Genomic DNA, 23,077 nt, shown 5'->3' with positions numbered 1-23,077 from the left:
CCGGCGCCACGCGCACCATGACGACTCACACCGCAGCCCCCAGCACGCTCCGCCGCTCCGCGAGGTTCGGCGGGCTCGACGGACTCCGCACGATCGCGGTGGCGCTCGTGCTCGTCTACCATCTCTTCCCGGACGCCCTCCCCGGCGGCTTCCTCGGCGTCGACGTCTTCTTCGCGATCAGCGGCTTCCTGATCACCTCGCTGCTGCTGCGCGAGTACGACGCGCACGGCCGCATCTCCCTCGGTCGCTTCTGGCGCCGCCGGGCCAGACGGCTCCTCCCCGCGCTCGCCCTCGTGCTGCTCGTGTGCACGCCGCTCGCGCTCCTCGCGGACCGCGACCTCCTCGTCGGCATCGGCGCGCAGCTCGCCGGCGCCGCGCTCTTCGTGAGCAATTGGGTCTACATCGCGGCGGGCGCGGACTACTTCACGCGGGACGCCCCCGAGCTCTTCCGCAACACCTGGTCTCTGTCGATCGAGGAGCAGTTCTACATCGTGCTCCCGCTCCTCATCCTCGTGCTGTGCCGCTTCGGGCGGCGGGGGACGCCGGCGCTCGTGCTCGCCGGGCTCGGAGTCGCCTCCGGCTCCCTGATGGCCGTGCTGTCCCTGCAGGGAGCGGAGGCCACGCGCATCTACTTCGGCTCCGACGCGCACACCTTCGGGCTGCTCTTCGGCGCCGCGCTCGCCTGCCTCCTCGAGCGTCGGCGCCCCGGAGCGGATGCCGGGCGGCTGCGCACCGGTGCGCAGCTCGGACTGATCGCGGTGGCCGCGCTCGGGCTGACGGTGCTCGGCGTCCTCGCCTGGACGCTGCCGGAGGGCAGCCCCGCGAGCTTCCGCGGCGGTTTCCAGCTCGCCACCGTCGCCGCGCTCGCGACGGTCTGGGCGGTGACCCGCCCCGGCGCGTGGGCGGGTCTCGCGCTCGACGCCCCTCCCCTGCGATGGATCGGCGAACGCTCCTACGGCATCTACCTCTGGCACTGGCCGCTGCTGCTCATCAGCTCCGCGATCCTGCCGGTGCGCACCGATCCCGCAGCCGCATGGGCCGCTGCCGGGATCACGCTCACGACCACCGTCGCCGCGGCCGCGCTCTCCTATCGGTTCGTGGAGCAGCCGATCCGCCGGCTCGGGCTGCGCCGCACGGTGCGGCGCACCTTCGGCGTGCGCGACGCGCCGAGGGATCGTCGGGTGCTCGTCGCCGCGCTCGCCGCGCTCCTCCTGGTCACCGTCCCCGCCACCGGCGTCGCCGTCGCGCAGGCGCCCGAGCGGAGCTCCGCGGCCTCCGCCATCGAGCGGGGCAGGCAGGCCCTCGACGCGCGCTCGGCCGCACCGGAGGACGGCGGTGCGGAGGGCGCCGGCGCGGAGGACGGCTCCGGCGAGGCGGAGGAGGGTTCCGAGGCCGTATCCGGCGGAGCGGGCGGCGGAGCCCGCGGCGCCAACGCCGACGCACCCGTTCGCGCCGCGGGCCCGGACATCAGCGCCGTCGGCGACTCCGTGATGCTCGCGAGCCTGCCGGAGCTCGACGAGGCCTTCCCCGGCATCGCGGTCGACGCCGAGGTGTCCCGCGGGCTCGGCGTCGGCGTCGGCATCTCCGCCGATCTCGCCGCCGAGGGCGAGCTGCGGCGCGTGATCGTCGTCGGGCTCGGCACGAACGGGCCGGTGGATCCCGAAGACCTCGCCGCGCTGAACGCCGTCGCCGGCGATCGCGGTCTCGTGCTCGTGAACGCGTACGCCGAGCGCGACTGGATCCCTGGCGTCAACGCCGAGCTCGCGGCGTTCGCAGACGCGCATCGAGGGGTCGTGGTCGCGGACTGGGCCGGGGCGGTCGACGGCGTGCCCGACGCGCTCGCCGGCGACGGCATCCACCCGAACCCGAGCGGCGGCGTCATCTACGCGGAGGCGGTGCAGCGCGCCATCGACGCGCTCGAGACCCCCGAGGAGTCGCTGGGCTTCGCGCTCCCCCGACGCTGAGCCCTCGCCTCGAGCGGGCCCCGCGCCGCGTGCCGCGGCTTCGGCGAAGCACGCCGCCTCGGCAATCCGCGCTGCCTCGACAAGAGATGCGGCTTCGGCGATGGATGCCGCGTGGTCGAAGCGCGCTGCCTCGGTGATCCGCGGCGCCTCAGCGAGAGATGCGGCCACGGCGATCCGCGCTGCCTCGACGAGAGATGCGGCTTCGGCGATCCGCACTGCTTCGGTGAGAGATGCGGCGTCGGTGACACGAGATCCGGCGGCTCGAGCTCACGGAAGCCGCAGATCCGACCGGAGCGACGCCCCGGGCGGCCGCCCGTTCCCGCAGGAGCCGAACGTCCGCGAGCCGTCAGGCCCGCAGACCGGCACGCCTGCAGTCCCGCACCCTCGCAGACCCGCACGCCCGCAGTTCCGCTGACCCGCAGGCCGACCACGGCCCGCGCACGATCCGGGTCGCTTCGGCAGGGTACGCACCCGTGGCACCCTGCCGGAGCGACCCGATCCGGCCCATGCGAGGTTCGGAGCGACCCGATCCGGCGCATGCGAGGGCTCGGAGCGACCCGATCCGGCCCATGCGAGGCGCGCAGCACCACCCCGAAACGCAAAAAAACACCCCGAAACGCGAGCACCCCGCCGCGCCAGTGGCGCGACGGGGTGCTCGCAGGGGCGGGGTGAGCCTACTCGGCCTTCTCCTCAGCGGCGGGCGCCTCCTCAGCGGGAGCGTCCGCGGCCTCGGCGGCCTCGTCGCTCGCCTCCGGGGCCTCGGGCTCCTCGGCCTTCGGGGCTTCCTCGGCGGCGGCCGGCTTCGCGGCCTTCTGCTTCGGCGCGACGGGCTCGAGCACCAGCTCGATCACCGCGAGCGGCGCGTTGTCGCCCTTGCGGAAGCCGGTCTTGATGATGCGGGTGTACCCGCCCTCGCGGTTCTCCACGAGCGGCGCGATCTCGGTGAAGAGCTCGTGCACGACGGACTTGTCGAGGATCTGGCGCATCACCCGGCGGCGGGCGTGCAGGTCGCCGCGCTTCGCGAAGGTGACCAGGCGCTCGGCCACGGGCTGCAGGCGCTTGGCCTTCGTCTCAGTGGTCTGGATCCGCTTGTGCTCGAAGAGCTGCGAAGCCATCTGGTTGAGCATCAGGCGCTCGTGTGCGGGGCCGCCTCCGAGGCGGGGGCCCTTGTTGGGCTTGGGCATTGTTTACTCCAGTAAGTGGTGCGATCGGGCGGCGGGTGCCTGATCGTCAGTTGGTGTCGTCGTCGTAGCTGTAGAACTGCGCGCCGTCGAAGCCGGGCACGGCGTCCTTCAGCGACAGGCCCATCTCGGTGAGCTTGTCGCGCACCTCGAAGACCGACTTCTGACCGAAATTGCGGATGTTCATGAGCTGCGCCTCGGAGAGCGCCACCAGCTCGCTCACCGTGTTGATGCCCTCGCGCTTCAGGCAGTTGTAGCTGCGCACGGAGAGATCGAGATCCTCGATCGGGATCGACAGCTCGCCCTCGGAGACGACCTCGACCGGCGCGGGGCCGATCTCGACGCCCTCGGCGGCGGTGTTGAGCTCGCGCGCCAGGCCGAACAGCTCGACCAGCGTCGAACCCGCCGAGGCGATCGCGTCGCGGGGACTGATCGCGGGCTTCGTCTCCACGTCCACGACGAGACGATCGAAGTCGGTGCGCTCACCGGCGCGCGTGGCCTCCACGCGGTAGGTGACCTTGAGCACCGGCGAGTAGATCGAATCGACCGGGATCCGGCCGACCTCGGCATCGTCGTTGCGGTTCTGCGCGGCCGAGACGTAGCCGCGGCCGCGCTCGATCGTGAGCTCGAGCTCGAACTGGGCGGTGTCGCCGAGCGTCGCGATGACGAGCTCGGGGTTGTGCACCTCGACACCCGCCGGGGCGGAGATGTCGGCTGCCGTGACCTCGCCCGCGCCGGTCTTGCGCAGGTACGCCGTGATGGGCTCGTCGTGCTCGCTGGAGACGACGAGATCCTTGATGTTGAGGATGATCTCCGTGACGTCCTCGGTCACGCCGGGGATGGTCGTGAACTCGTGGGCGACGCCCTCGAAGCGGACGCTGGTGACCGCGGCGCCGGGGATCGAGGAGAGGAGCGTGCGACGCAGCGAGTTGCCGAGCGTGTAGCCGAAGCCGGGCTCGAGCGGCTCGATGGCGAAGCGCGAACGGTACTCGGAGATCGATTCTTCAGTCAGAGTGGGGCGCTGTGCAATGAGCACGGTGTGTGTTCCTTTCGCTGGAGTCCGCTATATGACTCATGCGTAATGGGGAATAGGGTCCGGGATCGCGGGCGGGCGTGCCGCCCGCGACCCCGGATGCCGCCCGGGGGACGGCGGTCGCGCCGAGGGGCGCGACCCAGTGCTCAGACGCGACGGCGCTTCGGCGGGCGGCAGCCGTTGTGGGTCTGCGGGGTGACGTCGTTGATCGAACCGACCTCGAGGCCCGCGGCCTGCAGCGAACGGATCGCGGTCTCGCGACCCGAGCCCGGGCCCTTCACGAAGACGTCGACCTTCTTCATGCCGTGCTCCTGCGCCTTGCGTGCGGCCGACTCGGCGGCGAGCTGCGCGGCGAAGGGGGTCGACTTGCGCGAGCCCTTGAAGCCGACGCCGCCCGAGGAGGCCCAGCTGATCACGGCGCCGGTGGTGTCGGTGATCGAGACGATCGTGTTGTTGAACGTGGACTTGATGTGGGCCTGGCCCACGACCACATTCTTCTTGTCCTTGCGACGCGGCTTGCGAGCCGCCGTCTTGGGTGCAGCCATTGAGTGTTCTCCTGAAAGCTCTGTGTGATGGTCGTGACGGACCGGCGGTTACTTCTTCTTGCCGGCGACGGTGCGCTTCGGCCCCTTGCGGGTGCGCGCGTTCGTCTTGGTGCGCTGACCATGCACGGGCAGGCCCTTGCGGTGACGGAGCCCCTGGTAGCTGCCGATCTCGACCTTGCGGCGGATGTCGGCGGTGACCTCGCGGCGGAGATCGCCCTCGACCTTGAAGTTGCCTTCGATGTAGTCGCGGAGCGCGACGAGCTGTTCGTCGGTGAGATCCTTGACGCGGGTGTTCCCGTCGATGCCGGTGTCGGCGAGGGTCTTCAGCGCGCTGGTGCGGCCGACGCCGTAGATGTAGGTGAGTGCGATCTCGACGCGCTTATCGCGCGGGATGTCGACTCCTGCGAGACGTGCCATGCTGGCTCTCCTTGCGGATTCTGGAGGTGTGGTGCGCACCGGGGGTTCGGGCCTCCGTCCCGAGGTGTCCCCCGCGCCGTTGCCGGCGGGGTTCTTCGGTGCGCTGTGGGGGTGTTCGGTGATGCATCGACGCCGTCCCGACCGCGTACGGTGCGGGGGCGGCGATCCGCTAGCCCTGGCGCTGCTTGTGGCGCGGGTTGCTCTTGCAGATCACCATGACGCGGCCGTGGCGACGGATGACCTTGCAGTGATCGCAGATCGGCTTGACGCTGGGCTTGACCTTCATGATGTTTCCTTCGTGGTTCGCTGTCCTCGTACCCGCGGGATGCCGCGAGCCGTTACTTTCCAGCGACCTACTTGTAGCGGTAGACGATGCGGCCGCGGGTCAGATCGTAGGGCGTCAGCTCGACGATCACGCGGTCCTCGGGGAGGATGCGGATGTAGTGCTGACGCATCTTGCCCGAGATATGCGCGAGTACTTTGTGTCCGTTGGTCAGCTCGACGCGGAACATCGCGTTCGGCAGAGCCTCGACAACCTGTCCCTCGATCTCGATGACGCCGTCTTTCTTCGCCATAGCCTCACTATCGCTTGCGTAGGTGTGTGCTGGTCTTGCGAATGCTCCGCACCCGATTTCGCGAACGCGAAAACAGGCGCAAGGCACCAACGGACAACTATACCCCCTTTCGGGGCGGCTGTCCACAGCACGCCGCGTCGACCGGCGCAGCGGTGCCGGCGCGGCGCCGGACTACGGGATGGGGATCGGCGTCACGCCGAGCGGCTCGAGGCCCGCCGCGCCGCCGTCCTCGGCCGTGAGGACCCAGATGCCGTCGGCGTGCACGGCGACGGAGTGCTCCCACTGCGCGCTCATCGAGCCGTCGGCGATCGTCACGGTCCAGTCGTCGTCCTCGACGACGGTGTCGATCCCGCCCGCCGAGATGATCGGCTCGATGGCCACGACGAGCCCCGGCTTCACCTCGGGGCCTCGCCGCCGCGTCGGCACGTTGAACACGGGCGGGTCCTCGTGCATGCTCCGACCGATGCCGTGACCGATGTAGTCCTCGAGCACGCCGTAGTCGCTGTGCGCGCGGACGTATGCGGAGACCGCCTCCCCCACCTCGCCGAGGTGGGAGGCGTTCGCGAGCCGCGCGATCCCGCGCCACATCGCCTGCTCGGTGACCTCGCTCAGCCGCGCGTTCGCGGCGGTGCGCTCGTCGTCGGCGTGATCGGGCAGCGCCACGGTGAACGCGGCGTCTCCGTGCCAGCCGCCCACGACCGCGCCGGCGTCGAGGGCGACGATGTCGCCGGGTTCGAGGGGGCGGTCGTCGGGGATCGCGTGGACGACGTGCGCGTTCACGTTCGCGCAGATGGTGTGCCGGTAGCCGGGCTCCAGCATGAAGTTCGGGGCTCCGCCCCGCGCCCGGATCGCCCGCTCAGCGATCGCGTCGAGCTCGAGCGGCGTGACGCCGGGGCGCACCGCCTCGCGCATCGCCGCGAGCGCCGCGGCCGTCGCGAGCCCGGGCGCGACCATCAGCCGCAGCTGCGCGGGCGACTTGTAGATCGAGCGGCGCAGGAGACCGCGGCGCGCCACCTACTCGACCTCGACCGCCGCGCCGAGACGCGCCTCGAGACCGTCCGCGATGCGCGCGGCGACCTCGTCGACCGAGCCGAGGCCGTCGACGCGCACGAGGATCCCGCGCTCGGAGAACAGATCGATCAGCGGGGCGGTCTGCTCCGCGTAGACCTGCTGGCGGTGGCGGATGACGTCCTCGGTATCGTCGGCGCGGCCCTCGAGCTCCGCGCGCTTGAGCAGGCGCGCGACGACCTCGTCGACGTCGGCCTCGAGCAGCACGACCGCGTCGAGCGCGTCGCCCTCGAGCATGCCGTCGAGGGCGTGCACCTGCTCGACGTTGCGCGGGTAGCCGTCGAGCAGGAAGCCGCGCGCGGCGTCCGCCTGCGCCAGCCGGTCGGCGACGATGCGGTTCGTGAGCTCGTCGGGCACGAGCTCGCCCCGCTCGATGATCGCCTGCACCTGCGTGCCGAGCTCCGTGCCGCCCGTGATGTTGGCGCGGAAGATGTCGCCGGTCGAGATCGCGGGCACCCCGAAGCGCTCGGCGATCCGGGAGGCCTGCGTGCCCTTGCCCGCTCCGGGCGGGCCGATGATGAGCAGTCGGACGGTCGTGGTCTCGGTCACTTGAGGAGCCCTTCGTAGTGGCGCTGCTGGAGCTGGGCGTCGATCTGCTTCACCGTCTCGAGGCCGACGCCGACGATGATGAGGATCGAGGCGCCGCCGAACGGGAAGTTCTGGTTCGCCCCGAAGAAGGACAGCGCGATGAGCGGGAGGAGCGCGATGACGCCCAGGTAGAGGGAGCCGGCGCTCGTGATGCGGGTGAGCACGTAGTTGAGGTACTCGGCGGTCGGCCGGCCGGCGCGGATGCCGGGGATGAAGCCGCCGTACTGCTTCATGTTGTCGGCGACCTCTTCGGGGTTGAAGGTGATCTGCACGTAGAAGAACGTGAAGCCGATGGTGAGCAGGAAGAAGACGAGCATGTAGAACGGCTGGTCGCCGTAGACGAGGTTGTTCTGGATCCAGACGACCCAGGGCTTGGCCTCCTCGCCGATCTGCGGCTGGTTGAACTGCGTGATGAGCATCGGCAGGTACAGGATCGCGGAGGCGAAGATGACCGGGATCACGCCGGCCATGTTCACCTTGATCGGGATGTAGGTGCTCGAGCCGCCGTAGGTGCGACGGCCGACGACGCGCTTCGCGTACTGCACCGGGATCCGGCGCTGCGACTGCTCGACGAAGACGACCGCGGCGACCACGACGAGACCGACGGCGAGCACGAGGAAGAAGACCTCCCAGCCGCGCGACTCCTTGATGACCCACATCGCGCCGGGGAAGGAGGCCGCGATCGAGGTGAAGATGAGCAGCGACATGCCGTTGCCGATGCCGCGCTCGGTGATGAGCTCGCCGAACCACATGATGAGGCCGGTGCCCGCGGTGAGCGTGATGATCATGATGAGGATCGCCCACCACTCCTGGGAGACCAGGTTCTGGCAGGCCTGATTCGCCACGGAGCCGAAGAGCTGACCCGAGCGCGCCACCGTGATGAGCGTGGTCGACTGGAGCACGGCGAGCGCGATCGTCAGATAGCGGGTGTACTGCGTGAGCTTCGCCTGGCCGGCCTGGCCCTCCTTGTGGAGCGCCTCGAAGTGCGGGATGACGACGCGCAGCAGCTGCGTGATGATCGATGCCGTGATGTAGGGCATGATGCCCAGCGCGAAGATCGACAGCTGCAGCAGCGCGCCGCCGCTGAAGAGGTTGATCATGTCGTAGAGCCCGGACGTGCCCTGGCTCTGGTTCGCCACGAGGCAGGCCTGCACGTTGTTGAAGTCGACGAACGGTGCGGGGATGAAAGAACCGAGCCGGAACAGCGAGACGATCGCGAGCGTGAAGACGATCTTCCGCCGCAAGTCCGGAGTCCGGAAGATCCGTCCGATGGCGCTGAACAAAATCTGCCTCCTGGGAACGTCAGTGGGGCTTCGCCGAAGACGAGAACCGATTGCACCAGCCTACACGGCGGGCGGGGCGTTACTGGGGTCGGCCGCCCGCGGGCGGGCCGGAATGGAAAAAGCGGGGGCGGGCGGAGCGGCACGAATGCCGGCTCCGCCGCTCCCCCGCTGCCCGAGTCATCCTCGAGATGTCGGACCCGGAAGGGTCCTTACTTGATCTCTCCGCCCGCGGCGACGATCTTCTGCTCGGCCGAGCCGGAGACCTTGTCGACCGACACGGTGAGCTTCACCTGCAGGTCGCCGTCGCCCAGCACCTTGACGGGCTGGTTCTTGCGGACGGCGCCCTTGGCCACGAGGTCCTCGACGGTCACCTCTCCACCCTGCGGGTAGAGCTCGGCGAGCTTCGCGACGTTCACGACCTGGTACTCCGTGCGGAACGGGTTCTTGAACCCGCGCAGCTTCGGGGTGCGCATGTGCAGCGGCATCTGCCCACCCTCGAAGCCGGCCTTGACCTGGTACCGGGCCTTGGTGCCCTTGGTGCCGCGGCCGGCGGTCTTGCCCTTGGACGCCTCGCCGCGACCCACGCGGGTCTTGGCCTTCTTGGCGCCGGGAGCCGGGCGGAGGTGGTGCGCCTTCAGCACGGGCTCGCGCTCCTCGTTCTTCTCGCTCATGCGTCGATCTCCTCAACCTGCACCAGGTGGGCTACCGCGCGGATGTAGCCGCGGTTGGCCTGCGTGTCCTCGCGAACGACCGACTGGCCGATCTTCTTGAGGCCGAGGCTGCGCAGCGTGTCGCGCTGGTTCTGCTTCTCACTGATAACGGACTTCGTCTGCGTAATCTTCAGGCTCTTCGCCATTACGCACCTGCCTTTGCCTTCGCGGCAGCGTCGGCCGCGGCCTTCGCCTCGGCGCGCACGATGCGAGCCGGGGCGACGCGGTCGAAGTCGAGGCCGCGGCGCGCTGCGACGGAGCGGGGCTCCTCGAGCTGCTGCAGCGCCTCGACGGTCGCGTGCACGATGTTCAGGGTGTTCGACGAGCCGAGCGACTTGCTCAGCACGTCGTGGATGCCGGCGCACTCGAGCACGGCGCGGACCGGGCCACCGGCGATGACGCCGGTACCGGCGGCAGCCGGACGCAGCAGCACGACGCCGGCAGCGGCCTCGCCCTGCACGGGGTGCGGGATCGTGTTGCCGACGCGGGGCACGCGGAAGAAGTTCTTCTTCGCCTCCTCGACGCCCTTGGAGATCGCCAGCGGGACCTCCTTGGCCTTGCCGTAGCCGACACCGACGGTGCCGTTGCCATCGCCCACCACGACGAGCGCGGTGAAGCTGAAGCGACGGCCGCCCTTGACGACCTTCGACACGCGGTTGATGGTGACGACGCGCTCGAGGAACTGGCTCTCGTTGCGGTCGCGGCCGCCGCGCTCGCCACGGGTGCCGCGGTCGCGGCTCCCCCGGCGCTGCTCGCGCGGCTCGTTGCGGTGGTCCTGAGCCGGGGCCTGCGCGGCCGCGGACTCAGTGGCCTGGGTCTCAGTGGCTGCTGCAGACACTTCCTGCTCCTTCGTTTCGTTGCTCACAGGGTCAGCCCCCCTTCGCGAGCGCCGTCGGCGATCGCGGCGACGCGGCCGGCGTACTTGCTCCCGCCGCGGTCGAACACGACCGCGTCGATGCCCGCGCCCTTCGCGCGCTCGGCGACGAGCTCGCCGACCTTGCGCGCCTTGGCGGTCTTGTCGCCGTCGAAGCCGCGCAGGTCGGCCTCCATGGTCGAGGCCGAGGCGAGGGTCAGACCCTTCGAATCGTCGATGACCTGGACGAACACGTGGCGCGCGGAGCGGTTGACGACGAGACGGGGGCGGGCCTCCGTGCCGACGATCTTCTTGCGCAGGCGGGTGTGGCGGCGGATGCGCGCGGCCGAGCGACCCTGAGCCCGAGATACTGAAGCGGCCATGGGTTACTTACCAGCCTTTCCTGCCTTGCGACGGACGACCTCGCCCGCGTAGCGAATGCCCTTGCCCTTGTAGGGCTCCGGCTTCTTCAGCTTGCGGATGTTGGCGGCGGCCTCGCCGACCGCCTGCTTCGAGATCCCGCTCACGGTGATCTTGGTGTTGCCCTCGACCGAGAGGGTGATCCCCTCGGGGGCGTCCACGTTGACCGGGTGCGAGAAGCCGAGCGCCAGCTCCAGGCCGCTGCCCTTCTGCTGCACGCGGTAGCCCGTGCCGACGACCTCGAGCTGCTTGGAGTAGCCCTCGGTCACGCCGATGATGTTGTTGTTGATGAGCGTGCGGGTGAGACCGTGCAGCGCTCGGGAGTTGCGCTCATCGTCGGGACGGGTGACGAGCACCTGTCCGTCCTCGAGAGCGACACGGATGGGCTCGGCGACGACGAGCGAGAGCTCGCCCTTCGAACCCTTGACCGTGACCTTCTGGCCATCGATCTTGACGTCGACACCACCGGGGACGGTGATGGGAAGCTTACCGATACGTGACATGACGGCTTACCACACGTAGGCGAGGACTTCCCCGCCGACGCCCTTCTGCTCGGCCTCGCGGTCGGTCAGGAGCCCCGAGGAGGTGGACAGGATCGCGATTCCGAGACCGCCGAGAACGCTGGGGATCTCGGTGGAGCGCGCGTAGACCCGGAGGCCGGGCTTGGACACGCGCTTGATGCCCTCGATCGAGCGCTCGCGGTTCGGGCCGTACTTCAGGGACAGGGTGATGGTCGTGCCGACGCGGGCGTCCTCGACCTTCCAGTCCTTGATGTAGCCCTCGCGCTTGAGGATCTCAGCGATCCGCTCCTTCAGCTTCGAGCCGGGGAGCGAAACGTCGTCATGATGCGCAGAGTTGGCGTTGCGCAGCCGGGTCAGCATATCTGCGACCGGATCAGTCATCGTCATGAGTGACTCTTCTTTCTCGCCTGGTATCACGCCCCGTTACACGAAGCGCGACCTGGGTGACACACGGATGGGGTGCCCGGGAAGCTCCCGGGCACCCTGCCGCTTGGACTATTGAATTATGCGGCCGACTTGAACGGGAAGCCGAGTGCGCGCAGCAGCGCACGGCCCTCGTCATCGGTCTTGGCGGTGGTCACGACGGTGATGTCGAAGCCACGCACGCGATCAATCTTATCCTGATCGATCTCGTGGAACACACTCTGCTCGGTCAGACCGAAGGTGTAGTTGCCGTTGCCGTCGAACTGGCGGTCCGAGAGCCCGCGGAAATCGCGGATGCGCGGCAGCGCCAGGCTGATCAGGCGGTCGAGGAACTCCCACGCGCGGTCGCCCCGGAGGGTGACGTGCGCGCCGATCGCCTGCCCCTCGCGCAGCTTGAACTGCGCGATGGACTTGCGGGCCTTGGTGACCATGGGCTTCTGACCGGTGATCTTGACGAGATCTGCGATCGCGCCGTCGATGACCTTGCTGTCGCGAGCCGCGTCGCCGACACCCGTGTTCACGACCACCTTGACGACGCCGGGGACCTGCATGATGTTGCCGTAGGAGAACTCCTCGCGCAGCTGGGGCACGATCTCGGAGCGGTACTTCTCCTTCAGGCGGGGCTGAATCTTGGTCTCGGTCATCAAAGATCCTTCCCGGACTTCTTCGCGTAGCGGATGCGGACGGTCTTCTTCTTGCCGTCCTTCTCGACCTCCTCGACGCGGAAGCCGACGCGGGTCGGCTGCTTCGTCTCGGGATCGACGATCGCGACGTTGGAGATGTGGATCGGGGCCTCGACGGTCTCGATCCCCCCCTCGCGCGTCCCGCGGTCGGACTGGCCGACGCGGACGTGCTTCGTGACGAAGTTCACGCCCTCGACGACGACGCGATCGCTCTCGGTCAGGACCTCGATGACGCGCCCCTGCTTGCCCTTGTAGCCGCCGCGCTCCTGCGACGGGCCAGAGATGACCTCGACGAGGTCACCCTTCTTGATCTTGGCGCCCATAGGACTAGATCACCTCCGGTGCGAGCGAGACGATCTTCATGAACCGCTTGTCGCGCAGCTCACGGCCGACCGGCCCGAAGATACGGGTGCCGCGGGGCTCCCCGTCGGCCTTGAGGATGACGGCGGCGTTCTCGTCGAACGCGATGTACGAGCCATCGGCGCGACGGGTCGACTTGCGCGTCCGGACGACGACCGCCTTCACGACGTCGCCCTTCTTCACGTTGCCGCCGGGGATCGCGTCCTTGACGGTCGCGACGATCGTGTCGCCGAGACCGGCGTAGCGACGCTTCGAGCCTCCGAGGACACGGATCGTGAGCAACTCCTTGGCGCCGGTGTTGTCGGCGACCTTGAGTCGGGATTCCTGCTGAATCACTTGTTACTCCTTCACTCAGTAAGCCGAGGCTTACTTCGCCTTCTCGAGGATCTCGACCAGACGCCAGCGCTTGGAAGCGCTGACCGGACGGGTCTCGTGGATGAGCACGAGATCGCCGATGCCGGCGGTGTTCTGCTCGTCGTGGGCCTTGACCTTCGACGAACGGCGCATGACCTTGCCGTAGAGCGGGTGCTTCACGCGGTCCTCGACCTCGACGACGATGGTCTTGTCCATCTTGTCGCTGACGACGTAGCCGCGGCGCGCCTTGCGGTATCCGCGCTGTTCAGTTTCGACCTCAGCCATGGTCAGGCCTCCTTCGTCTCGGCATCAGCGGCGGTCTCCGCCTGCTCGGTCTTCTTGCTCTTCTTCGCCTTGGCCGGAGCAGGGGCGGCAGCGGGCGTGGCCCGGATGCCGAGCTCGCGCTCGCGCAGCACGGTGTAGATGCGAGCGATGTCGCGCTTCACCTGACGCACGCGGCCGTGGCTCTCCAGCTGGCCCGTGGCCGACTGGAATCGCAGGTTGAAGAGCTCGGCCTTGGCCTTCTTGAGCTCTTCCGCCAGGCGCTCGTTCTCGAAGGAATCGAGCTCCGTGATGGCCAGTTCTTTGGTACCGATCGCCATTACGCGTCGCCCTCCTCGCGCTTGATAATTCGTGCCTTCAGCGGGAGCTTGTGAATGGCGCGGGTGAGCGCCTCACGAGCGAGCTGCTCGTCGACGCCGGCGACCTCGAAGAGGACACGGCCGGGCTTGACGTTGGCGACCCACCACTCGGGCGAGCCCTTGCCGGAGCCCATGCGGGTCTCGGCGGGCTTCTTGGTCAGCGGGCGGTCGGGGTAGATGTTGATCCACACCTTGCCGCCGCGCTTGATGTGACGGGTCATCGCGATACGAGCGGACTCGATCTGACGGTTCGTCACGTACGCCGGCGTGAGCGCCTGGATGCCGAACTCGCCGAAGGCGACCTTGTTGCCGCCCTTCGACTGGCCGGTCCGGCTGGGGTGGTGCTGCTTGCGGTACTTGACTCGACGGGGAATCAGCATGCTTACTTCTCCGCTCCTGCTGCAGCGGGTGCAGCCTCGGCCTGCGCGCCACGGGGCGCACGGCGGCGGTCGCCGCGGTCGCGGGACGGCTTCTGGGCCGCCTGCTCGCGGGCGAGTTCCTTGTTGGTCAGGTCGCCCTTGTAGATCCAGACCTTCACGCCGATGCGGCCGAAGGTGGTCTTCGCCTCGTAGAAGCCGTAGTCGATGTTCGCGCGGAGGGTGTGCAGCGGCACGCGCCCCTCGCGGTAGAACTCCGAACGGCTCATCTCGGCGCCGCCGAGGCGGCCGGAGACCTGGATGCGGATGCCCTTGGCGCCGGCGCGCTGGGCGCCCTGCAGGCCCTTGCGCATCGCGCGGCGGAAGGCCACGCGCGCGGCGAGCTGCTCGGCGATGCCCTGCGCGACGAGCTGAGCATCGGCCTCGGGGTTCTTCACCTCGAGGATGTTCAGCTGGATCTGCTTGCCGGTGAGCTTCTCGAGGTCGGCGCGGATGCGCTCGGCCTCGGCGCCGCGGCGGCCGATGACGATGCCGGGACGCGCCGAGTGGATGTCCACGCGGACGCGGTCGCGGGTGCGCTCGATCTCGACGCGCGAGACGCCCGCGCGATCGAGCTGCTTCGTCAGGTGCTGGCGGATCTTGATGTCCTCGGCCAGGTAGTCGGCGTAGCGCTGACCCTTCTTGGTCGAGTCCGAGAACCAGCGGGACACGTGGTCCGTGGTGACCCCGAGGCGGAAGCCGTAGGGATGAATCTTCTGGCCCATACCGTTAGGCTCCCTTCTTCGCGGCAGCGAGCTCGTCGGCCGACTGCAGCACGATCGTGATGTGGCTGGTGCGCTTGTTGATGCGGAACGCGCGTCCCTGCGCCCGGGGGCGGAAACGCTTGAGCGTGGCGCCCTCGTCCACGAAGGCGCGAGCGATGACCAGCTCGTCCTCGTTGAGACGCAGGTTCTCCTTGTCGGCCTTGACGCGCGCGTTCGCGATCGCCGAGGCCACCAGCTTGAAAATGGGCTCCGAGGCGGCCTGCGGGGCGAACTTCAGGATGGCGAGCGCCTCCTGAGCGTTCTTCCCGCGGACCAGGTCAACGACGCGACGGGCCTTCTGGGGGGTGATGCGGATATGACGCACGCGTGCGATCGACTCCACCATTGCTCTTCCTCCTTCACGTCGCCGCTTAGCGGCGACGGCCCTTCTTGTCGTCCTTCACGTGACCGCGGAAGGTACGCGTGGGCGCGAACTCGCCCAGCTTGTGACCGACCATGGTCTCCGTGACGAACACGGGGATGTGCTTCCGACCGTCGTGCACCGCGATGGTGTGCCCCAGCATGGCGGGGATGATCATCGAGCGGCGCGACCAGGTCTTGATCACGTTCTTGGTGCCGGCTTCGTTCTGGGCGACCACCTTGTTCAGCAGGTGGTTGTCGACGAAGGGGCCCTTCTTGAGACTACGAGGCATCTTCTACTCTCTCCTACCTGCCGATTAACGCTTCTTGCCGGTCGGACGGCGACGCACGATGAGCTTGTCGCTTTCCTTGTTCGGATGGCGCGTACGGCCTTCCTTCTGACCCCACGGGCTGACCGGGTGACGGCCGCCGGAGGTGCGGCCCTCGCCGCCGCCGTGCGGGTGGTCGACCGGGTTCATGACGACGCCGCGGACGGTCGGGCGGACGCCCTTCCACCGCATGCGGCCGGCCTTGCCCCAGTTGATGTTCGACTGCTCGGCGTTGCCCACCTCGCCGACCGTGGCGCGGCAGCGCACGTCGACGTTGCGGATCTCGCCTGAGGGCAGGCGCAGCTGGGCGTAGGGGCCGTCCTTCGCCACGAGGCGGACGGACGCGCCGGCGGAACGCGCGAGCTTCGCGCCCCCGCCCGGCTTCAGCTCGATCGCGTGGATGACCGTACCGGTGGGGATGTTGCGCAGCGGCAGGTTGTTGCCCGGCTTGATGTCCGCGCCGGCGCCCGACTCGACGACGTCGCCCTGCTTCAGCTTGTTCGGAGCGATGATGTAGCGCTTCGTGCCGTCCTCGAAGTGCAGCAGCGCGATGCGCGCCGTGCGGTTCGGGTCGTACTCGATGTGCGCGACCTTGGCGTTCACGCCGTCCTTGTCATTGCGACGGAAGTCGATGACGCGGTACTGGCGCTTGTGCCCGCCGCCGATGTGGCGCGTGGTGATGCGGCCCTGGTTGTTGCGGCCGCCCGTCTTGGGGAGCGGGCGGAGCAGCGACTTCTCGGGCGTGGAGCGGGTGATCTCGGCGAAATCAGCGACGCTCGACCCGCGACGACCCGGGGTCGTCGGCTTGTACTTGCGAATAGCCATGTTGTGTTCCTTCTCGCCCCTTCTACAGCGCAGCCGTGAAGATGTCGATGGAGCCCGACTTCAGCGTGACGATCGCGCGCTTGGTGTCCTTGCGCTTGCCGGTGCCGAACTTCGTGCGACGGGTCTTCCCCTTGCGGGTGAGCGTGCGGACCTTCTGGACCTTCACGTCGAAGACCTGCTCGATCGCGAGCTTGATCTCGGTCTTGTTCGCCTCGGGCTGCACCTCGAAGGTGTACTGGCCGTTGGCGTCGATGAGACCGTAGCTCTTCTCCGAGACGATGGGGCGGATGATGACGTCGTGTGCGGACTTGTTGAAGCTCACTTCGAGTCCTCCTTGGCGGCGCGGCCGGCGACGAACGCGTCGAAGGCCGCCTTGGTGAAGACGAGATCGTCGCTGACGACCACGTCGTATGCGTTGAGCTGATCCTGGAACAGCACGTGGACGTGCTGCAGGTTGCGCACGCTGAGCGCGGTGACCTCGTCCTCGCGATCGATGATCACGAGGACGCGCTTGCCCGGCGCGACCGAGGCGAGGAACTCGCGCGCGGTCTTCGTGCTGGGCTTCTCGCCGATGCCGAAGCCCTCGACGACGTGCAGGCGGTTCGCGCGGGCGCGATCCGAGAGCAGGCCGGTGAGCGCCGCGGCGATCATCTTCTTCGGGGTGCGCTGGGCGTAGTCGCGCGGCACCGGGCCGTGCACGACGCCGCCGCCGCGGTGCTCAGGAGCGCGGACCGAACCCTGACGGGCGCGGCCGGTGCCCTTCTGCTTGAACGGCTTGACGCCCGAACCGGAGACCTCGCCGCGGTTCTTGGTCTTGTGCGTGCCCTGACGCGCGGCTGCGAGCTGCGCGGTGACCACCTGATGGATCAGCGGGACGTTGGTCTCGGCGCCGAAGATCGCCTCGGGGAGCTCGACCGAACCGGCCTGCTTCCCCTGGGCGTCGAGCACCTCGAGCTTGGTAGCGGTAGCCATGAACTACGCCCCCTTCACTGCGTTGCGAACGAAAACGAGACGACCGCGACCGCCGGGAACCGCACCCTTGACCAGGATGAGCCCCTTCTCGGCGTCGATCGCCTGCACGGTGAGGTTCTGCACGGTGACGCGCTCCCCGCCCATGCGGCCGGCCATGCGCTGGCCCTTGAACACGCGACCCGGGGTCGCGGCGCCGCCGATGGAGCCCGGCTTGCGGTGGTTGCGGTGCGCGCCGTGCGATGCCGAGACGCCCTTGAAGTTGTGGCGCTTCATGGTTCCGGCGAAGCCCTTGCCCTTGGAGGTGCCGACGACGTCGATCTTCTGACCGGCCTCGAAGGTGGCGTCCACGGTGAGCTCCTGGCCCAGCGCGTACTCCGCGGCATCCGCGGTGCGGACCTCGGTGAGGTGACGGCGCGGGGTGACCCCGGCCTTCTCGAAGTGGCCGGCGGAGGGCTTGTTGACCTTGCGGGGATCGATCTGACCCGCGGCGATCTGCACGGCGCTGTAGCCGTCGACCTCGGGGGTGCGGATCTGGGTGACGACGTTCGGCGCCACCTCGATGACCGTGACGGGAACGACCTTGCCGTTCTCGTCCCAGACCTGCGTCATGCCGAGCTTGGTGCCCAGGAGACCCTTCACGTTACGTGCTACTGACATGTCCGGATCCCCCCTTAGAGCTTGATCTCGATGTTGACGTCGGCAGGCAGGTCGAGGCGCATGAGCGAATCGACGGCCTTCGGGGTGGGATCGACGATGTCGATCAGGCGCTTGTGCGTGCGCTTCTCGAAGTGCTCGCGGCTGTCCTTGTACTTGTGGGGCGAACGGATCACGGCGATCACGTTCTTCTCCGTCGGAAGCGGCACGGGGCCGATCACGGTCGCACCCGCGCGGGTCACCGTGTCGACGATCTTGCGCGCGGAGCTGTCGATGACCTCGTGGTCATACGACTTCAGTCGGATGCGGATCTTCTGTCCCGCCATGTGACTCTCTACTTTCTACTTGCGTCGTACCGCGGCCTGACGGCTGCGGCATTGGACGTCTTGCGTACCAGCGCCCTGGCTGCGCGCGCTCCGGGGAGCGCGCCGTGCTGGGTCTCTGTTCACCTGTCAAAACCGCGCCTCGACGGCGCGGCCCCGCACACGAGAAGGCGCCCGGACTCGCATCCGGTGCGCCTCTGGCGTGCGGGTGTCGTTCGCTACCCGCGGCCTAGCCCGGACCGCGGCCCCGAAGGCTCGGGATCGCGGCGGCTATGCACTGCCTGGCAGTGATCCGCACCGAAGCGCGGAGTACTGAACCTGTCTATTCTCGCACGGCTGGTCCCTCCGTGCAACCCGGGCGTGTCGCGCGTCGTTCCGCGCCGCGGATCAGCTGCGCTCGGGCAGCAGACGGGGCAGTAGCAGATAGCAGACGAGCACGGCCAGCCCCCCGAGGAACAGCGCGATCGTGCCGATGAGGCCGGTGAAGAGGGAGCCGAGGCCGAGCAGCGAGACGAGGAGCGTGCACCCCGCGGCAAGCCCCGAGGCCTGCAGGTGGCTGTAGCCGAGCTGCTGGATGCGCTGGTAGGCGTGCTCCTTGTGCGGCTCGTCCCAGCGCCTGCCCGCCCGCACCCGCTTCACGAGCGTCACCGCGACGTCGCCGAAGGGGATCACCATCGGACCGATGGCGGCCAGCAGGGGCACGCCGGAGACGAGCGCGGCGAAGCTCGTGACGGCCACCGCGCCCCCGAGCAGGTAGCTGCCGACGTCGCCGAGGAACGCGCCGCGGCGGCTGAGGTTCCACGGCAGGAAGCCGCCGAATCCCGCCGCGAGCACGAGGCCCGCGATGAGCAGCCACGGCAGGGCCGTGAGCCAGCCCGCGGCGGCGAACGCGAGCCCCGCGATCACGCCGTGGAAGCCGCTGATCCCGTTGAGCCCGTCCATGAAGTTCGCGACGTTGATGTAGCTCGAGATGAAGAGCACCGCGTAGACGGCCAGGAGGGCGAGGCCCCACCACGGCAGCCCGGCCGTGAACGCGGCGCCGGTCCACCCGAAGGCGGCACCCCCGCCGACCACGGGCACCGAGCCGTCGCCCTCGCGCGAGCTGAGGATGAGCGCGAGCGACGCCCCCAGGGCGATGGCGATGAGCAGCGCGCTGCGCGCACGGACGCTCAGGCCGCGCAGATCCTCGGCGAGCCCGAGCGCTCCCGCGAGCGCCGAGCCCGCGACCACGATCACGAGCGTCGTCGCGCCGGGGAGGGCGTTCTCGGGGTGGGCGAGGAGCGCCGCGCCGAGCCCGCCGCCCGCCGCCAGAGCGAGGAGCACCGCGAGGCCGAGGCCGCGCAGCACCGGTCGCGCATGCGAGGAGCGGGCGTTCGGCACGTCCATGACCCCGAGCCGCACGAGGAGCGGCCGCACCGCGAACGGCAGCGCGAGGCTCAGCAGCAGGGTGACGGCGCCCGCGACCGCCGCGATGGCGATCGGGGTCACTGCACGCGCTCCTCGGCCTCTCGGGTGAGATCCATCCGGGCGATCCAGCCCTCGTGATCGAGTACCTCGGGCGCGATCGTGTCGACGTGCGCGTGCGTGATCTTCGGATGGAAGGGGCGCTCGTCGCCCTCCCCGACGCCGATGAGCTCCTCGTGGAGCTTCTCGCCGTGCCGCAGCCCCGTGAACACGATCTCGACGGGCTTGCCGGACTGCGCGATCATCCGCTTGGCGACGTCGAGGATGCTCACGGGCTCCCCCATGTCGAGGATGAGCACCTCGCCCGGCCGCCCGATGCCCCCCGCCTGGATCACGAGCTGGCAGGCCTCGGGGATCGTCATGAAGAACCGCGTCACCTCGGGGTGCGTCACCGTGAGCGGTCCGCCGGCGTCGATGAGCTTCCGGAAGGTCGGCAGCATCGAGCCCCGGCTGCCGATGACGTTGCCGAATCGGACGGACAGGTAGCGCTCCCCCGTCTGCTCCGCCATCCAGGCCGTGAGCTTCTCCGCGACGCGCTTGGAGTGGCCGAGGACGCTCGTCGGGTTCGCGGCCTTGTCGGTCGAGACGTTCACGAAGGTGCCGACGCCCGCGCCCCGGGCCGCGCGGAGGACGTTGAGCGTGCCGAGCACGTTGGTCTTCCACGCCTCGTCGGGGTACTGCTCGAGCATCGGCAGGTGCTTGAGCGCGGCGGCGTGGAACACGACCTCCGGGCGGCGCTCGGCGAACAGCAGGCGGAGGGCGTCGGCATCGCGGATGTCCGCGAGCACCACGTCGCTCGTGTCCAGCAGCCCGTGGCCGCTGATGGACAGCTGCGTCTCCTGCAGCGCGGTCTCGTCCCGGTCGAGCATGATGAGCTCGTCGGGGGCGAAGCGGACGAGCTGCCGGCAGAGCTCGGCGCCGATCGACCCGCCCGCTCCCGTCACGAGCACGCGCCTCCCCTGCAGGTAGGACGCGATCGACTCCGTCTCGAGCCGCACGGGGTGCCGGCCGATGAGATCCTCGATCGAGAGCTGGCGGACGTCGGAGATCGCGGAGACGTTGTTGAGGATCTGGTCGAGCGGCGGCAGCACGAGCGCGGAGATGCCCGCGCGATCCGCGGCGCGGTCGACGCGACGCATCAGCGCGGCGTCGGCGTCGCCGATGCACACGATGAGCTTCGTCGCCCGGGTCTCCCGGATCGCGTCGGCGAGGTCGTCGAAGCCGCCGAGCACCCGCACACCGCGCACGTCCTGGTGCCGCTTGGCGGGATCGTCGTCGATGAAGCCGACAGGCAGGGCCGCGCCCGCGGCATCGGTGAGCAGGCGCTTCACCGTCTGCACGCCCAGGTACCCGGCGCCGTAGATGAGCACGCGCTCCGCCTCGGCGCCCGGCATGAGCTGGCGCTCGGCGTAGAGCCTGAGCACGTAGCGGGCGACGCCCATGAGGCTGAAGGTGATGGGGGCCGCGATGATGAGTGCGCTGCGCGGGATGCCGTTGCCGTAGCCGACGAGGTACGCGAAGACCCAGGCGACGACCATCACGGCGGTGATGTCGATGACGAGCGCGCGCACCTCGTCGAAGGAGCCGATCGCGTAGCGGTTGCGGTAGAGCCAGAAGACCCAGCCGGCCGCGAGCTGCAGCGCCACCGTCACGCCGATCACCGCGAGCGTCCACCCCCAGTGGATGCGGAAGAGCTCGAAGTCGAAGCGGAGCACGAGGGCCGCGAGGATCCCCACCGCCCAGGCCGCCGCGTCCAGCAGGAACAGCAGGCCGTACTGACGGGCGAAGTGGGCGATCCGTTCACCGGCGGTCTGCGGCACGCGTCCTCCATTCCCTGTGCTCGTCGCGAAGCGTCGCCCCACAGGGGCTGCATCGAGGATACCGCGATCCCGCTGCGGATCCGCGCAGCGCGGCCGCCCGCGGCGAAACCGCCCCGGAACGCGCGGAACCCCCGGGAGTGTCCTCCCGGGGGTTCCGACTGCGCGGCTGCAGGAGCCGCGGGTCACACGAGGTCTGAGACCTTACTCGACGACCTTGGTCACCGTGCCGGCGCCGACGGTGCGGCCGCCCTCGCGGATCGCGAAGCCGAGGCCCTCCTCCATGGCGATCGGCTGGATGAGCTCGACCGTCATGTCGGTGGTGTCGCCGGGCATGACCATCGGCTTGTCCTCGGGCAGGGTGATGACACCGGTCACGTCAGTCGTACGGAAGTAGAACTGCGGACGGTAGTTCGTCTCGAACGGGTTGTGGCGGCCGCCCTCGTCCTTCTTGAGGATGTAGGCAGTGCCCTCGAACTTGGTGTGCGGGGTGATCGAGCCGGGTGCGACGACGACCTGGCCGCGCTCCACATCCTCGCGCTTGGTGCCGCGGAGGAGGAGGCCGCAGTTCTCGCCGGCCCACGCCTCGTCGAGCTGCTTGTGGAACATCTCGATGCCGGTGACGGTGGTCTTCTGCGTCGGACGCAGGCCCACGATCTCGACCTCGGAGTTGATCTTCAGCGTGCCGCGCTCGGCGCGGCCCGTGACGACCGTGCCGCGACCGGTGATGGTGAAGACGTCCTCGACGGGCATGAGGAACGGCTTGTCCTTGTCGCGCACCGGGTCGGGGATGTTGTCATCGACGGCCTGCATGAGCTCGAGGACGGAGTCGACCCACTTCTCGGTGCCCTGGAGCGCCTCGTAGCCGGAGACGCGGACCACGGGGACGTCGTCGCCCGGGTAGCCCTGCTTGGAGAGCTCCTCGCGGACCTCCATCTCGACGAGCTCGAGGATCTCCTCGTCGTCGACCATGTCGCTCTTGTTCAGGGCGACGAGCAGGTAGGGGACGCCGACCTGCTTGGCGAGCAGGATGTGCTCCTTGGTCTGCGCCATCATGCCGTCGGTCGCCGCGACCACGAGGATCGCGCCGTCCATCTGAGCGGCACCGGTGATCATGTTCTTGATGTAGTCGGCGTGACCCGGCGCGTCGACGTGCGCGTAGTGGCGCTTGTCGGTCTCGTACTCGACGTGCGAGATGTTGATGGTGATGCCGCGCTGGCGCTCCTCGGGAGCCGAGTCGATCGTGTCGAAGTCGCGCTGCACGTTGACGTCAGACGGGAACTTGTCAGCGAGGGTCTTCGAGATCGCCGCGGTAAGAGTGGTCTTACCGTGGTCGACGTGACCGATCGTACCGATGTTTACGTGCGGCTTAGTCCGCTCGAACTTGGCCTTCGCCACTATGGTCCTCCTCAGGACGTCGTTGCACCCGCTTCTCTCCGACGGTTTCGAAGAGGCACGGGCACGGGGTTTGTGTACCTATGTTACAAGCTCGGGACGGTGAACGCGACCTGAGCGGGGTGTCGGGCGGCGGGAG

General features: G+C 69.0%; 33 protein-coding genes. 1 reads left to right on the top strand and 32 read right to left on the bottom strand.

All coding sequences use genetic code 11. From position 1 onward, the window contains the following. Positions 1–17 precede the first annotated feature (17 nt). The gene (locus MUN78_RS03820; RefSeq protein WP_244728887.1) at positions 18–1,964 is read left to right on the top strand and encodes an acyltransferase family protein; all 1,947 of its coding nucleotides are present in this window, start codon (positions 18–20) and stop codon (positions 1,962–1,964) included. A 674-nt stretch (positions 1,965–2,638) separates the two neighbouring features. Here MUN78_RS03820 and rplQ read toward each other — a convergent pair. The 32 genes from rplQ to tuf all read right to left on the bottom strand — a co-directional run bounded on the left by rplQ (position 2,639) and on the right by tuf (position 22,941). Beyond that, entirely contained in the window at positions 2,639–3,148 is a 510-nt protein-coding gene (gene rplQ, locus MUN78_RS03815) for a 50S ribosomal protein L17 (protein ID WP_244728885.1), read from the bottom strand. Positions 3,149–3,194: 46 nt separating this feature from the next. Beyond that, positions 3,195–4,181: a DNA-directed RNA polymerase subunit alpha gene (locus MUN78_RS03810; RefSeq protein ID WP_244693261.1), complete on the bottom strand. Its 987-nt coding sequence runs from the start codon at positions 4,179–4,181 to the stop codon at positions 3,195–3,197. A gap of 143 nt (positions 4,182–4,324) precedes the next feature. Then, complete coding sequence (gene rpsK, locus MUN78_RS03805; protein WP_025133724.1) at positions 4,325–4,723, bottom strand: 30S ribosomal protein S11; 399 nt, start codon at positions 4,721–4,723, stop codon at positions 4,325–4,327. 48 nt (positions 4,724–4,771) lie between these two features. After that, a complete protein-coding gene (rpsM, locus tag MUN78_RS03800) occupies positions 4,772–5,140 on the bottom strand; it encodes a 30S ribosomal protein S13 (protein ID WP_244728883.1) in 369 nt (122 codons plus the stop codon). A 169-nt stretch (positions 5,141–5,309) separates the two neighbouring features. After that, positions 5,310–5,426 carry a 50S ribosomal protein L36 gene (gene rpmJ, locus MUN78_RS03795; protein ID WP_017885303.1) on the bottom strand — a complete coding sequence of 39 codons (117 nt, stop codon included), beginning with the start codon at positions 5,424–5,426 and terminating at the stop codon, positions 5,310–5,312. Between the two features lie 67 nt (positions 5,427–5,493). Beyond that, entirely contained in the window at positions 5,494–5,715 is a 222-nt protein-coding gene (gene infA, locus MUN78_RS03790) for a translation initiation factor IF-1 (protein ID WP_017885304.1), read from the bottom strand. A gap of 171 nt (positions 5,716–5,886) precedes the next feature. After that, positions 5,887–6,729, bottom strand: coding sequence for a type I methionyl aminopeptidase (gene map / locus MUN78_RS03785; RefSeq protein WP_244728881.1), 843 nt, complete (start codon positions 6,727–6,729; stop codon positions 5,887–5,889). Then, a complete protein-coding gene (locus tag MUN78_RS03780; RefSeq protein ID WP_244728880.1) occupies positions 6,730–7,332 on the bottom strand; it encodes an adenylate kinase in 603 nt (200 codons plus the stop codon). Further along, the gene (gene secY / locus MUN78_RS03775; protein WP_244693257.1) at positions 7,329–8,654 is read right to left on the bottom strand and encodes a preprotein translocase subunit SecY; all 1,326 of its coding nucleotides are present in this window, start codon (positions 8,652–8,654) and stop codon (positions 7,329–7,331) included. Before secY ends, MUN78_RS03780 begins: the two co-directional genes overlap by 4 nt. A gap of 209 nt (positions 8,655–8,863) precedes the next feature. Further along, positions 8,864–9,325: a 50S ribosomal protein L15 gene (gene rplO, locus MUN78_RS03770; protein WP_244693256.1), complete on the bottom strand. Its 462-nt coding sequence runs from the start codon at positions 9,323–9,325 to the stop codon at positions 8,864–8,866. Next, complete coding sequence (gene rpmD, locus MUN78_RS03765; RefSeq protein ID WP_244693255.1) at positions 9,322–9,510, bottom strand: 50S ribosomal protein L30; 189 nt, start codon at positions 9,508–9,510, stop codon at positions 9,322–9,324. The genes rplO and rpmD overlap by 4 nt, the downstream gene beginning before the upstream one ends. Beyond that, positions 9,510–10,229 carry a 30S ribosomal protein S5 gene (gene rpsE, locus MUN78_RS03760; RefSeq protein WP_244693254.1) on the bottom strand — a complete coding sequence of 240 codons (720 nt, stop codon included), beginning with the start codon at positions 10,227–10,229 and terminating at the stop codon, positions 9,510–9,512. The genes rpmD and rpsE overlap by 1 nt, the downstream gene beginning before the upstream one ends. Next, complete coding sequence (rplR, locus tag MUN78_RS03755) at positions 10,226–10,600, bottom strand: 50S ribosomal protein L18 (RefSeq protein ID WP_244693253.1); 375 nt, start codon at positions 10,598–10,600, stop codon at positions 10,226–10,228. Before rplR ends, rpsE begins: the two co-directional genes overlap by 4 nt. Positions 10,601–10,603: 3 nt before the next feature. After that, positions 10,604–11,140: a 50S ribosomal protein L6 gene (gene rplF, locus MUN78_RS03750; protein ID WP_244693252.1), complete on the bottom strand. Its 537-nt coding sequence runs from the start codon at positions 11,138–11,140 to the stop codon at positions 10,604–10,606. A gap of 6 nt (positions 11,141–11,146) precedes the next feature. Further along, positions 11,147–11,545 carry a 30S ribosomal protein S8 gene (gene rpsH / locus MUN78_RS03745; protein ID WP_244693251.1) on the bottom strand — a complete coding sequence of 133 codons (399 nt, stop codon included), beginning with the start codon at positions 11,543–11,545 and terminating at the stop codon, positions 11,147–11,149. A 116-nt stretch (positions 11,546–11,661) separates the two neighbouring features. After that, entirely contained in the window at positions 11,662–12,225 is a 564-nt protein-coding gene (rplE, locus tag MUN78_RS03740) for a 50S ribosomal protein L5 (RefSeq protein WP_244693250.1), read from the bottom strand. After that, positions 12,225–12,587 (bottom strand): 50S ribosomal protein L24, encoded by a 363-nt coding sequence (gene rplX, locus MUN78_RS03735; protein WP_244693249.1) that lies wholly within the window; start codon positions 12,585–12,587, stop codon positions 12,225–12,227. The genes rplE and rplX overlap by 1 nt, the downstream gene beginning before the upstream one ends. A 4-nt stretch (positions 12,588–12,591) precedes the next feature. Then, entirely contained in the window at positions 12,592–12,960 is a 369-nt protein-coding gene (rplN, locus tag MUN78_RS03730; RefSeq protein ID WP_053382360.1) for a 50S ribosomal protein L14, read from the bottom strand. A gap of 30 nt (positions 12,961–12,990) precedes the next feature. Beyond that, positions 12,991–13,263 carry a 30S ribosomal protein S17 gene (gene rpsQ / locus MUN78_RS03725; protein ID WP_244693248.1) on the bottom strand — a complete coding sequence of 91 codons (273 nt, stop codon included), beginning with the start codon at positions 13,261–13,263 and terminating at the stop codon, positions 12,991–12,993. 2 nt (positions 13,264–13,265) lie between these two features. After that, positions 13,266–13,580, bottom strand: a complete 315-nt coding sequence (gene rpmC / locus MUN78_RS03720; protein WP_244693247.1) for a 50S ribosomal protein L29 — start codon at positions 13,578–13,580, stop codon at positions 13,266–13,268. Further along, entirely contained in the window at positions 13,580–13,999 is a 420-nt protein-coding gene (gene rplP / locus MUN78_RS03715) for a 50S ribosomal protein L16 (protein WP_244693246.1), read from the bottom strand. Before rplP ends, rpmC begins: the two co-directional genes overlap by 1 nt. A 2-nt stretch (positions 14,000–14,001) precedes the next feature. Further along, positions 14,002–14,760 (bottom strand): 30S ribosomal protein S3, encoded by a 759-nt coding sequence (gene rpsC / locus MUN78_RS03710; RefSeq protein ID WP_017885321.1) that lies wholly within the window; start codon positions 14,758–14,760, stop codon positions 14,002–14,004. 4 nt (positions 14,761–14,764) lie between these two features. Next, positions 14,765–15,145 (bottom strand): 50S ribosomal protein L22, encoded by a 381-nt coding sequence (gene rplV / locus MUN78_RS03705; protein WP_244693245.1) that lies wholly within the window; start codon positions 15,143–15,145, stop codon positions 14,765–14,767. Between the two features lie 25 nt (positions 15,146–15,170). After that, on the bottom strand, positions 15,171–15,452 hold the full coding sequence (gene rpsS, locus MUN78_RS03700) for a 30S ribosomal protein S19 (RefSeq protein ID WP_105804995.1): 282 nt from the start codon (positions 15,450–15,452) through the stop codon (positions 15,171–15,173). A gap of 24 nt (positions 15,453–15,476) precedes the next feature. Next, positions 15,477–16,313 (bottom strand): 50S ribosomal protein L2, encoded by an 837-nt coding sequence (rplB, locus tag MUN78_RS03695; protein ID WP_244693244.1) that lies wholly within the window; start codon positions 16,311–16,313, stop codon positions 15,477–15,479. Between the two features lie 22 nt (positions 16,314–16,335). Beyond that, positions 16,336–16,635, bottom strand: a complete 300-nt coding sequence (gene rplW / locus MUN78_RS03690) for a 50S ribosomal protein L23 (protein WP_244693243.1) — start codon at positions 16,633–16,635, stop codon at positions 16,336–16,338. Further along, a complete protein-coding gene (gene rplD, locus MUN78_RS03685) occupies positions 16,632–17,285 on the bottom strand; it encodes a 50S ribosomal protein L4 (RefSeq protein ID WP_244693242.1) in 654 nt (217 codons plus the stop codon). The genes rplW and rplD overlap by 4 nt, the downstream gene beginning before the upstream one ends. Positions 17,286–17,288: 3 nt before the next feature. Beyond that, entirely contained in the window at positions 17,289–17,942 is a 654-nt protein-coding gene (rplC, locus tag MUN78_RS03680) for a 50S ribosomal protein L3 (RefSeq protein WP_244693241.1), read from the bottom strand. Between the two features lie 14 nt (positions 17,943–17,956). After that, positions 17,957–18,265, bottom strand: a complete 309-nt coding sequence (gene rpsJ, locus MUN78_RS03675; RefSeq protein WP_010156393.1) for a 30S ribosomal protein S10 — start codon at positions 18,263–18,265, stop codon at positions 17,957–17,959. 384 nt (positions 18,266–18,649) lie between these two features. Continuing rightward, the gene (locus tag MUN78_RS03670) at positions 18,650–19,750 is read right to left on the bottom strand and encodes an MraY family glycosyltransferase (RefSeq protein WP_244728879.1); all 1,101 of its coding nucleotides are present in this window, start codon (positions 19,748–19,750) and stop codon (positions 18,650–18,652) included. Then, the gene (locus MUN78_RS03665) at positions 19,747–21,546 is read right to left on the bottom strand and encodes a polysaccharide biosynthesis protein (protein ID WP_244693239.1); all 1,800 of its coding nucleotides are present in this window, start codon (positions 21,544–21,546) and stop codon (positions 19,747–19,749) included. Before MUN78_RS03665 ends, MUN78_RS03670 begins: the two co-directional genes overlap by 4 nt. A gap of 201 nt (positions 21,547–21,747) precedes the next feature. Then, positions 21,748–22,941, bottom strand: a complete 1,194-nt coding sequence (gene tuf / locus MUN78_RS03660; protein ID WP_244693238.1) for an elongation factor Tu — start codon at positions 22,939–22,941, stop codon at positions 21,748–21,750. Positions 22,942–23,077: the final 136 nt, after the last annotated feature.

This window comes from Leucobacter allii (genome assembly GCF_022919155.1).
GTDB lineage: Bacteria > Actinomycetota > Actinomycetes > Actinomycetales > Microbacteriaceae > Leucobacter > Leucobacter allii.
Note: the sequence above shows the minus strand (reverse complement) of the source record. Positions and strands in the feature narration are given on the sequence as shown.